The sequence below is a fragment of the Bacteroides sp. AM44-19 genome (assembly GCF_003603395.1).
Classification (GTDB): domain Bacteria; phylum Bacteroidota; class Bacteroidia; order Bacteroidales; family Bacteroidaceae; genus Bacteroides; species Bacteroides uniformis.
The window spans coordinates 139249-149802 of the sequence record NZ_QTNB01000010.1 but is presented as its reverse complement, the minus strand read 5'-3'; the positions used below and the strand labels follow the sequence as shown (position 1 = coordinate 149802).

The window sequence follows — 10554 nt, the reverse complement described above, 5'->3', positions numbered from 1 at the left end:
AGTAACACATTTATTAGTTTGTAAATGTGTCTACCTATATCAGGATAAGACATAACGGCTTTTACATACCGCGGTAACGGCTTTTACATTGGCTGGTAAATAGCAGGTAAATACAATGTGCTGATAGTTAGTGTTATGACCGCTTTTGTCTTTCGTATAGTATGTCCGTAACTTGGATTATTTATAGCAATCCTTCGTCGTTGAAGCTGTAATGGCTTCCGTCCGTGACGATGACGTGGTCGGTCAGGTGTATGTTCATGGTTTGGGCGGCTTTCCTCACGAGTTCCGTCAGCCGCTGGTCGTCGTTACTGGGGTGCGGGTTGCCGGAGGGATGGTTGTGGATAAGGGCTATCTGTGTGGCGCGTTGCAGCAGGGCTTCGCGCAGGATGCTGCGCACGTCGGCGGTGGTCTGGTCGATGCCGCCGCGGCTGATGCGTACCTTGTCTATCACTTTGGCGGCGTGGTTCATAAGCAGTACCCAGAATTCTTCTGTGGCAAGGTCGCAGAGCAGGGGATGGAACAGCTCGTAGATGTCGGCGGAAGAGCGGATGGCGGTACGTCCGGAGCGTTCCTGCAGCTTGCGGCGTTTGCCCAGTTCCAGGGATGCCATGACGGTGATGCTTTTGGCGGGGCCCATGCCTTTGAATCGGGAGAAGTCCCGCACCTCCCATTTGCCCAGGCGGTTGAGGTCGTTGCCGCAGGCGGCGAGTATGCGCTGCATCAGTGTCACGGCGGTTTCTTCCGTATTGCCGGAGCCGATGAGGATGGCTAGCAGTTCGGCATCGCTCAAGGCTTCCGCCCCTTTCTGCATCATCTTTTCCCGCGGGCGGTCCTCTGCAGCCCACTGGTTGATATTCAGTTTCTCCATATCATCCCTAATCCTTAACCCCTAATCCTCCTTATTTGTAAAAGTTCTTTTTGAACGCCTCGAACTCGTCCTTGCCAAGTATGCAGCGGTTCCACCAGGCGCGCAGGAACCCCGTCCCGTATCCGATGAGCTGGATGAAGGCGGCGGCGACGGAGTAGAGCCCGATGCTGAGGCTACGGTTCCGGATAGTGGAATCGATGCATACCAGAAGCGCATAAAGAGCGATGGGCAGCAGGCTGTACGGACAGAAGAGCGTTCCCAGCAGGAATATGGCCACTCCCAGGGTAAATGCGGCCGGCAGCAGGTGGACGAGCTTCAGTGATTCCGGATACTTCTTGTACAGATTGATGCGGGCAATCCCGGAATTGTGTACCTGCTTGAAGAACTTCCGAAAGTCTGTCCGGCGCTTATGGTATACCCAGGCACCGGGGAACAGCCGGCATGTATATCCTCCCTTGAAGATTCGGATGCTGAAGTCGATGTCCTCCCCGAAGCGCATCCGCGAGAATCCGCCCAGGGCTTGGTACACTTCCTGCCGCACACCCATGTTGAAGCTGCGCGGATAGAACTTGTCCATCTTCTTCTTCCCCCCACGGATACCGCCGGTGGTGAAGAAGGAGGTCATGGAGTAGTTGATGGCTTTCTGTATGTTTGTGAATGATTCGTGCGCGCGGTCGGGGCCTCCGAAGGCATCGGCGGCTTCGTGCTGCAGCTCTTCTTCCACAGCAAGGAAATAACCTTCGGGCAGGATGCAGTCCGAATCCAGTATTATCAGGTATTCGCCCTTGCTTCGTTCCGCCCCGTAGTTACGGGTCTGCCCGGGGCCGGAGTTGGGCTTGTCATAGTAATGCACGTCCAATAGTTCCTGATACTTCTCTGTGACCGGCTTGCAGGGGATGGAGGAGCCGTCCTCCACCACAATCACTTCAAAATCCTTGAAACTTTGCTGCGTCAGGCTTTGCAGCAGTTCATCCACCTCATCGGGGCGGTTGTATACGGGGATGATGACGGAGTATCTCATGGGTATGGCTTTATGTTTTGGTTGTCTCCGCAAAGATATATCATTTAAGCTTTGCAGATGAATAAATGGAAAGAAAAATCCCCGGATGCCAAGTGGAGCACCGGGGATGATATGAAAAGGGCATTTGCCTGATTTCCAAAAGGGATTATGCTTTTACGCGGCTTACGTAAGAACCGTCGCGCGTATCGATTTCGATAGTCTCGCCTTCGTTGATGAACAAGGGGACGCGGACTGTGGCGCCGGATTCTACTGTGGCGGGCTTCAGCGTGTTGGTGGCTGTGTCGCCTTTCAGTCCCGGTTCCGTATAGGTAATCTTCTGCTGAACCTTGATGGGCACGTCGGCATAGAGCACGGTTTCTGTGGAAGCGTCTGATACCACGTCTACTATCATTCCTTCGAGCAAGAAGTCAACACCGTTGATGAGGTCGTGGGCGATGGGAATTTGGTCAAAAGTCTCCTGGTTCATGAATTGGTAGTTGTCACCGTCATGATAGAGGTATTGGTGGGGACGACGTTCTACACGCACGTCTTCCAGTTTCTCACCGATGTTGAAACGACGTTCCAGAACGTAGCCGTTCACCACGTCTTTCAGCTTGGTACGCATGAAGGTATTACCTTTTCCCGGCTTTACATGCAGGAAGTCGATGCAGAAATACAGCTTGCCGTCCATGCGGATGCAAGTTCCGATTTTAATGTCTTGGGCATTAATCATACTTATAGTCTTTAATATTATTATATTGGTATTTACTTCTTTAGTGCTGGTTTGCGGGTGCAAAAGTAATGGAATTCGGTAAAAAACACAAAAACTTTTGAGAGAAAATGAGTTATCTCTTGGTTTATTTGAAAAAAGTACCTATTTTTGCAGCCCGAATTCGTGAGAATAATAACATAAAACAAGATACAGTAATGAAAAGAACATTTCAACCCTCGAACAGAAAGAGAAAGAACAAACACGGTTTCCGTGAGAGAATGGCTACAGCAAACGGCCGCAGAGTATTGGCAGCACGTCGTGCTAAAGGCAGAAAGAAACTGACTGTTTCTGACGAATACAACGGAGTAAAGGCATAATAGTCGTTCTCGTTCGTATTAAAGAAATAAGGGAGCTGCAAAAGACTGATTCTGGTCTTTTGCAGCTTTTCTTATGTATTGTGCCCGGTTCTCCGGAAAAAACTATTGCCAACTCCGTGTACTATGTGGTGAAAATTGTATCTTTGTCCCAAATAATGCATTATCGATTATGACAATAAAAGATTTTTTCTCTTTCCGGCAGAACCGGTTCTTCTGGGCGAACATCCTTGCGATGGCCGTTGTGGTAGTGGGATTGCTGTTCGGAGTGCTGAAAGGACTGGATATATATACCCGCCACGGCGAGGCTGTGATAGTGCCCGATGTGAAGGGTATGGGAGTGGAGGAAGCCGAGAAAATGTTCCGTAACCGCGGCTTGGTCTGCATCGTTTCGGATTCCAGTTATGTCAAGACTCTTCCTGCCGGCTGCATCCTCGAATATAATCCGGCAGCCGGACAAAAGGTAAAGGAAGGACGTACCATCTATCTTACAATCAATACGATTGAAGTCCCTCTGCACATAGTGCCCGATGTGGCGGACAACAGTTCGCTGCGGCAGGCGGAAGCGCGTATTCTGGCTTCGGGCTTCAAGCTGGCCGAGATACAGTATATTCCGGGTGAGAAGGACTGGGTGTATGGCGTGAAGTATAAGGGGCGTCAGCTTTCCATCGGCGAGAAAGTGCCCACCGGCGCAGTGCTGACGCTGATGGTGGGAGATGGAGGCGCCTTGAAGGCAGACTCCCTGGGAGTGGATGCCGTGGGAGGTACCGTTGAACCCGTGTTGTCCGAAGACTCTGCGGCAGACGAGTCCTGGTTCTGATAAACATCTGACTCCAATCGTAAATTGTAAATAGTCAAATTGTAAATGCCGTGATGATAGAAGAATTGCCGGATGACATAGATAGTGATGAACTGGACGACGTAGAGCCGGTGGGTGACGAGGCTCAACTCTATGAACACTTCCGTGTGGTGGTGGACAAGGGGCAGGAGATGGTGCGGGTGGACAAGTATCTGTTCGACCGCTTGACGAACTCTTCGCGTAATCGCATCCAGAAGGCTGCCGATGCTGGCTTCGTGATGGCGAACGGCAAGGCTGTGAAAAGCAGCTATAAGGTGAAGCCGATGGATGTAATCACTGTGATGATGGACCGTCCACGCTATGAGAATGAAGTCATCCCCGAAGACATCCCCCTTGATATAGTATATGAGGACAAGTATCTGATGGTAGTGAACAAACCTGCCGGTCTGGTGGTGCACCCCGGTCATGGCAACTATCACGGTACGCTTGTCAACGCCATAGCCTGGCATATGAAGGATAATCCCGATTATGATGCCAATGACCCGCATGTGGGACTGGTGCACCGCATCGACAAGGACACCTCCGGCCTGCTGGTGATAGCCAAGACTCCGGATGCCAAGACGAATCTCGGCAACCAGTTCTTCAACAAGACGACAAAACGCCGTTACCAGGCGCTGGTCTGGGGAAATGTGGAACAGGATGAAGGGACCGTTGTCGGCAATATCGGTCGTAATCCCAGAGACCGCATGCAGATGACCGTCCTCCCCGACGACCAGGGAAAGCATGCCGTCACCCATTACCGGGTGCTCGAACGTTTGGGATACGTCACACTGGTGGAATGTATCCTTGAAACGGGACGCACCCATCAAATCCGTGTGCACATGAAGCACATCGGACACATACTTTTCAACGACGAACGTTACGGCGGACACGAAATCCTGAAAGGAACCCATTTTGCCAAATACAAACAATTTGTAAACAACTGCTTCGACACTTGTCCGCGGCAGGCATTGCATGCCATGACGCTGGGGTTTGTGCATCCCGTCACCGGAGAAGAAATGTACTTCACTTCGGAATTGCCCGATGACATGACCCGGCTGATAGACAAATGGAGAGGCTATATCAGTAACAGAGAATTAGAATGAAACGCACGATTGCTATTGTAGCCGGAGGAGATACCTCCGAATTCCACGTCTCCCTGCGTAGTGCACAGGGGATTTACTCCTTCATCGACAAGGAGAAGTATACCTTATATATTGTAGAAATGCACGGACTGGACTGGCATGTACAGCTGCCCGACGGCGCTAAGGCTCCGGTAGACCGCAATGACTTCAGCTTCGTGCTGGATGGCGAGAAAGTGACATTCGACTTTGCCTATATCACCATCCACGGAACTCCGGGTGAGGACGGCCGTCTGCAGGGCTATTTTGATATGCTCCACATCCCTTATTCGTGTTGCGGAGTACTGGCAGCGTCGCTCACGTACGATAAGTTTGCCTGCAACCAGTATCTGAAAGGTTTCGGTGTGCGCATTGCCGAATCGTTGTTGCTGCGCGGCGGACAGTCGGTAACGGATGAAGATGTGATGGAGAAAATCGGCCTGCCTTGTTTCATTAAGCCCAGCTTGGGAGGTTCCAGCTTCGGCGTGACCAAGGTGACGGCGAAAGAGCAGATACAGCCTGCCATAACCAAGGCATTTGCGGAAGCGCAGGAAGTAGTGGTGGAGGCCTTTATGGACGGGACCGAGATTACCTGCGGCTGTTACAAAACAAAAGACAAGTCCGTAGTGTTCCCCATTACGGAGGTGGTGAGCTACAACGAGTACTTCGATTATGAAGCTAAGTATAATGGTGCGTCTGACGAGATTACTCCCGCCCGCATCTCGGACGATTTGACCCGCCGGGTGCAGACGCTGACTTCTGCCATTTATGATATACTCGGGGCCTACGGCATTATCCGTGTGGACTATATCATTACCGAAGGGGAAAAAATCAATCTGCTGGAGGTGAATACCACCCCCGGAATGACTGCCACCAGCTTTATTCCCCAGCAGGTTCGTGCTGCCGGAATGGAGATGAAGGATGTAATGACAGATATTATAGAAAACAAGTTTAAGGATTAATCATTATTCATTATGAATGCGAACGTGGAATTTGATGAAATCCGTCCTTATCATGATGAGGAACTTCCTCAAGTCTATGAGGAACTGATTGCCGATGCGGCGTTCCGGCAGGCAGTGGATACTGTGATGCCTGGTGTACCTTTTGAAGTCTGGTCGCAGAAAATGCGCGCGTGTAAAACCAAGCTGGAATTTCAGAAGACCTTCTGCTATGGGCTTCTGTGGAAATTGGCGAAGGAGGCTACGGATGGATTGACTTTGGACCATACCGCGTTGCCGGCAGACAAGTCGGCGGCGTATACCTATATCTCCAATCATCGCGACATTATTCTCGATTCCGGTTTCTTGTCCATTCTTTTGGTAGACCAGGGTATGGATACGGTAGAGATAGCCATTGGCGACAACCTGCTTGTCTATCCGTGGATTAAGAAATTCGTGCGTGTCAACAAGTCCTTCATTGTGCTGCGTGCGTTGACCATGCGCCAGATGCTGGAGGCTTCCGCACGCATGTCCCGCTATATGCATTATACCATCAGTGAGAAGAAACAGTCTATCTGGATTGCACAACGTGAAGGGCGTGCCAAGGATTCCAACGACCGCACGCAGGACAGTGTGCTGAAGATGCTGGCAATAGGCGGTGAAGGCGACGTCATTGACCGCTTAATGGAAATGAATATAGCTCCGCTTGCCATTTCCTATGAATACGACCCTTGCGACTTCCTGAAAGCGCAGGAGTTCCAACTGAAACGGGACATTGAAGGCTATAAGAAAACGACGGCTGACGACTTGCTGAATATGCAGACCGGACTGTTCGGCTATAAAGGGCGGGTACATTTCCAGACGGGTGCCTGCATGAATGATGAATTGGCGAAGATGGACCGTTCACTTCCGAAGCCCGAACTCTTTGCACGCATGTCTGCACTGATAGACAAACGCATTCATGCCAGCTACCGGATGTATCCCAATAATTATGTGGCGCACGACCTTCTCGAGGGGAAGGAGGATTTTTCCGGCCATTACACTGCCGGGGATAAGCAGCGCTTCACGGCCTATATAGAACAACAGTTGGAGCGTATCTCCATTCCTAATAAGGACGTGGACTTCCTGCGCGGAAAAATGCTGCTGATGTATGCCAACCCGTTGAAGAATTATCTGGCGGCTATAAAAGAATGAATACATGAAGAAGTACTGTGATTGGTGGCTTTTGCCTTTGTTGGCCTGTCTGTTGACTGGTTGTGGCGATGATGATTATCATTATCCTTCCGTGAAGCTGGAGTTCCTGACTGCCTTTTCGGGGGCTGACGGCTATCTGCAGTCTGTTGTGACGGATGAAGGGGAAACCTTGCCGGTAGTGGAGGACAAGACAAAGACGAACATAGAGGCAAACGCCTCGGTACGTGTCATCAGTAATTATGCTTCGGAGGTAACTGCCGATGGAACTGCCGGTGCGGTGCTGTATGCCTTGAGCGGTGTTCTTTCTGTCGCTCCCCAAACGGCCGACAAGTTCGAGGAGGGCGTCAGGACAGACCCTACTGATGTACTGGGTATCTGGATGGGACTCGACTATCTCAATATGACACTGATAGTCAAGGAGAATGGTGAACATAAGTTCCATTTTATTGAGGATGAAGTGATTGTGGATACTGCTACCGGGTGTAGTGAAGTATATCTGACGCTGTATCATGACGCAAAGGAGGAGGTGGTGTCTTATACCAGGCGTGCCTACGCTTCCGTACCTTTGCGGCAGTATGCGGCAGAGGGTATACAGAAGGTTATGGTTCATTTCAGTGTGCACACTTATTCCGGTGACATCAAGACTTACGATTTTGTTTATAACCCTGACTAAAATGAAATATTCGATGAAGACATTGTTCGCGGGCTTTTGCCTCGTTTTTACCACCCTCTTTTCCTGCCAGCAGAAGGAGGGACAGTTCAAGTCTGTTTCGGTAGATGACTTTTCCACATTGATAGCCAATCCGGAGGTGCAGCTTCTGGATGTGCGTACTGTTGCCGAATACTCGGAAGGACACGTGCCCCACAGTATCAATATCAATGTATTGGATGAGTCGTTTGAAACGATGGCCGACTCCACTCTGCAGAAGGACAAACCGGTTGCAGTATATTGTCGTAGTGGTAAGCGTAGTAAAAAGGCCGCTGCCATACTGAGCAAAAAAGGATATATAATCTATGACCTTGACAAAGGTTTCATCGGTTGGGAAGAAGCGGGCAAAGAAGTGGAAAAGTAATAGCGGTGTAGCTGAAATGCATTTGCTATAATTTCTTTTTAGGCGAGGATTACGCGGATTTCACGGAAAAAATTTAAGAAAAGAATCCGCGTTTTCCGCGTAATCCGCGCCTAAAAAGAATAAAGTAGTCTTGTCCTCTGGTTAGAGGCTTTCAAGCAGTCTCTTTAGCACCACTGTTGCTGAAATCTCCCGGTTGGCCGCTTCGGGGATTACGATGGACTGCGGGCTTTCTATCACATCATCCGTCACAATCATGTTGCGTCGAACCGGCAGGCAGTGCATGAAGTAGGCATTGTTGGTAACGGCCATCTGGCGCTCGCCTACTGTCCAGGTGCGGTCTTTGCTCAATATTTGTCCGTAGTTGTCGCCTGTATAGGCCGCCCAGTTCTTGGCATAGACAAAATCGGCTCCTTCAAAAGCTTTCATCTGGTCATATTCTACGCGGGCATTTCCTACGAACTTGGGGTCGAGTTCATAACCTTCGGGATGTGTAATCACAAAGTCATAATCAGTTGCATTCATCCATTCGGCAAAGGAGTTGGGGACAGCCTGGGGCAATGGACGCGGATGTGGAGCCCATGTCATCACTACTTTGGGGCGTGCCGTCTTCTTATATTCCTCAATGGTTATCAGGTCGGCAAAACTCTGCAGCGGATGGCGTGTGGCAGCCTCCATGGAGAATACCGGCCGGCCGGAATGCTTGATGAACTGCTCCAGTATCACTTCGTTGTAATCGTCTTCCTTATTTTCGAAGCGTGCAAAAGAACGTACGCCGATGACGTCGCAATAGCAGCCCATCACGGGAATGGCTTCCAGTAAGTGTTCCGGTTTGTCACCGTCCATGATGACACCACGCTCTGTCTCCAGTTTCCAGGCTCCCTGGTTGATGTCCAGTACAATTACGTTCATGCCCAGATTCAATGCAGCCTTCTGTGTACTGAGGCGGGTACGCAGGCTGGAGTTGAAGAAAATCATCATCAGCGTTTTGTTACGTCCCAGTTCCACATATTTGAAACGGTCTTTTTTAATCTCGAATGCTTCGTCCAGTGCAGACTTCAGGTTACCGATGTCCTGCACGCAAGTAAAGTTCTTCATATTTACAGTCTTTTTAGTGTATCTATATCTTTGTTATTCGGCTGTCAAGGTCTGGTCTGTCCGGAACCTTCGACAATCCATTTGTATGTGGTGATTTCTTCCAGAGCCATCGGACCGCGGGCGTGTAGCTTCTGGGTGCTGATGCCAATCTCGGCACCGAGTCCGAATTGTGCGCCGTCGGTGAAAGAGGTCGGTGCATTGACGTATACGCAAGCGGCGTCCACTTCCCGGCAGAACCATTCGGCACGTGTCTTGTCGTCCGTAATGATGCATTCGCTATGTTTGGAACCGTACTTCCGGATATGTGCCAATGCTTCCTGGAAAGAATTCACGGTTTTAATGGCCATCTTGTAGTCCAGAAACTCTCTGCCGTAGCAGTCTTCAGTGGCAAGTCTCAACAGCTCGACGGGATATTTGTCACGCAGACTGTGGTAGGCGGGTTCATCGGCAAATATCTCTACATTGCTTGATTGCAGCGGCAGGCATAGGTCGGGCAAATTAGCCAGGCTGTCGGCTTCGATAATCAGGCAATCCAAAGCGTTGCATACACTGACCCGGCGTGTCTTTGCATTGGCAATGATAGATGGACCTATGCTTATATCGCCATAGCGGTCGAAGAACGTATGGCATACGCCGGCACCTGTCTCTATAACCGGTACTGTGGCATTCTGGCGTACGAAGTTTATCAGGCTGCTGCTGCCGCGCGGAATTATCAAATCTACATAATCGTTGGCATGCAGTAGTTCGGCAGTCGCCTCTCTGTCGGCAGGAAGCAGTTCCACGATATGTGTATCTACGTTGAAATGCTCCAGTACCTCGTGTATCACGCTGATTATGGCACGGTTGGAATAGTCTGCATCGCTTCCGCCTTTCAGAATACAGGCATTGCCGCTTTTAAGGCAGAGTGAGAATACATCGAAACTGACGTTGGGACGGGCTTCGTAGATAATGCCTATGACACCGAAAGGTACACTGACCCTTTTTATCTTCAATCCGTTGGGTAATACGTTCTCTTTAAGGACTTTTCCCAAAGGAGAAGGGAGGGCGGCTACGTTGCGGATGTCCGCAGCGATGTCCTGCAAACGGCTTTTTGTCAGTTTCAGGCGGTCGTATTTAGGGTCGGTAGAAGGCATACGCTCCAAATCCTTCTGGTTTTCACTCAGAATGAAGTCTGTTTTGTTTATGGCAGCGTCTGCAACAGCCAGTAATATTTGGTTGATTTCTTTGTCGCTCAACGCTAGCATGTTACGGCTGGCATCTTGTACGGCGACAAAAGTTTTGTTTAAGTTCATTTTCTTACTGAGTATAGAGTGATAAATATGCAAGTATGAATATCGTGGA

12 protein-coding genes are annotated in these 10554 nt (G+C 50.0%); 7 read left to right on the top strand and 5 right to left on the bottom strand.

Annotated features, from left to right (window positions below):
- Nucleotides 1-181: 181 nt before the first annotated feature.
- The 3 genes from radC to efp form a co-directional block, all read right to left on the bottom strand.
- Nucleotides 182-868: a RadC family protein gene (gene radC / locus DW947_RS15000; protein WP_005825180.1), complete on the bottom strand. Its 687-nt coding sequence runs from the start codon at nt 866-868 to the stop codon at nt 182-184.
- 31 nt (nt 869-899) lie between these two features.
- Nucleotides 900-1889 carry a glycosyltransferase gene (locus DW947_RS14995; RefSeq protein WP_117963054.1) on the bottom strand — a complete coding sequence of 330 codons (990 nt, stop codon included), beginning with the start codon at nt 1887-1889 and terminating at the stop codon, nt 900-902.
- A 145-nt stretch (nt 1890-2034) separates the two neighbouring features.
- On the bottom strand, nt 2035-2601 hold the full coding sequence (efp, locus tag DW947_RS14990; RefSeq protein ID WP_005825176.1) for an elongation factor P: 567 nt from the start codon (nt 2599-2601) through the stop codon (nt 2035-2037).
- Between the two features lie 194 nt (nt 2602-2795).
- On the opposite strand from efp, the gene rpmH reads away from it, so the two are divergent.
- From rpmH to DW947_RS14955, 7 genes are all read left to right on the top strand, one after another.
- The gene (rpmH, locus tag DW947_RS14985) at nt 2796-2957 is read left to right on the top strand and encodes a 50S ribosomal protein L34 (protein ID WP_004292199.1); all 162 of its coding nucleotides are present in this window, start codon (nt 2796-2798) and stop codon (nt 2955-2957) included.
- Nucleotides 2958-3126: 169 nt separating this feature from the next.
- A complete protein-coding gene (locus DW947_RS14980; RefSeq protein WP_005825170.1) occupies nt 3127-3774 on the top strand; it encodes a PASTA domain-containing protein in 648 nt (215 codons plus the stop codon).
- Between the two features lie 53 nt (nt 3775-3827).
- Nucleotides 3828-4898: an RluA family pseudouridine synthase gene (locus DW947_RS14975; RefSeq protein ID WP_117963055.1), complete on the top strand. Its 1071-nt coding sequence runs from the start codon at nt 3828-3830 to the stop codon at nt 4896-4898.
- Entirely contained in the window at nt 4895-5875 is a 981-nt protein-coding gene (locus DW947_RS14970; protein ID WP_117749648.1) for a D-alanine--D-alanine ligase, read from the top strand. Before DW947_RS14975 ends, DW947_RS14970 begins: the two co-directional genes overlap by 4 nt.
- A 12-nt stretch (nt 5876-5887) precedes the next feature.
- The gene (locus DW947_RS14965) at nt 5888-7045 is read left to right on the top strand and encodes an acyltransferase (RefSeq protein WP_117703995.1); all 1158 of its coding nucleotides are present in this window, start codon (nt 5888-5890) and stop codon (nt 7043-7045) included.
- 4 nt (nt 7046-7049) lie between these two features.
- Nucleotides 7050-7718: a hypothetical protein gene (locus tag DW947_RS14960; protein ID WP_044467602.1), complete on the top strand. Its 669-nt coding sequence runs from the start codon at nt 7050-7052 to the stop codon at nt 7716-7718.
- Between the two features lie 13 nt (nt 7719-7731).
- The gene (locus DW947_RS14955; protein WP_034529412.1) at nt 7732-8118 is read left to right on the top strand and encodes a rhodanese-like domain-containing protein; all 387 of its coding nucleotides are present in this window, start codon (nt 7732-7734) and stop codon (nt 8116-8118) included.
- 141 nt (nt 8119-8259) lie between these two features.
- Here DW947_RS14955 and DW947_RS14950 read toward each other — a convergent pair whose 3' ends face one another.
- Together DW947_RS14950 and DW947_RS14945 are read right to left on the bottom strand one after the other, a co-directional pair.
- Nucleotides 8260-9213, bottom strand: coding sequence for an acetylornithine carbamoyltransferase (locus tag DW947_RS14950; RefSeq protein ID WP_005825157.1), 954 nt, complete (start codon nt 9211-9213; stop codon nt 8260-8262).
- Nucleotides 9214-9257: 44 nt separating this feature from the next.
- Complete coding sequence (locus DW947_RS14945) at nt 9258-10505, bottom strand: glutamate-5-semialdehyde dehydrogenase (protein ID WP_005825156.1); 1248 nt, start codon at nt 10503-10505, stop codon at nt 9258-9260.
- Nucleotides 10506-10554: the final 49 nt, after the last annotated feature.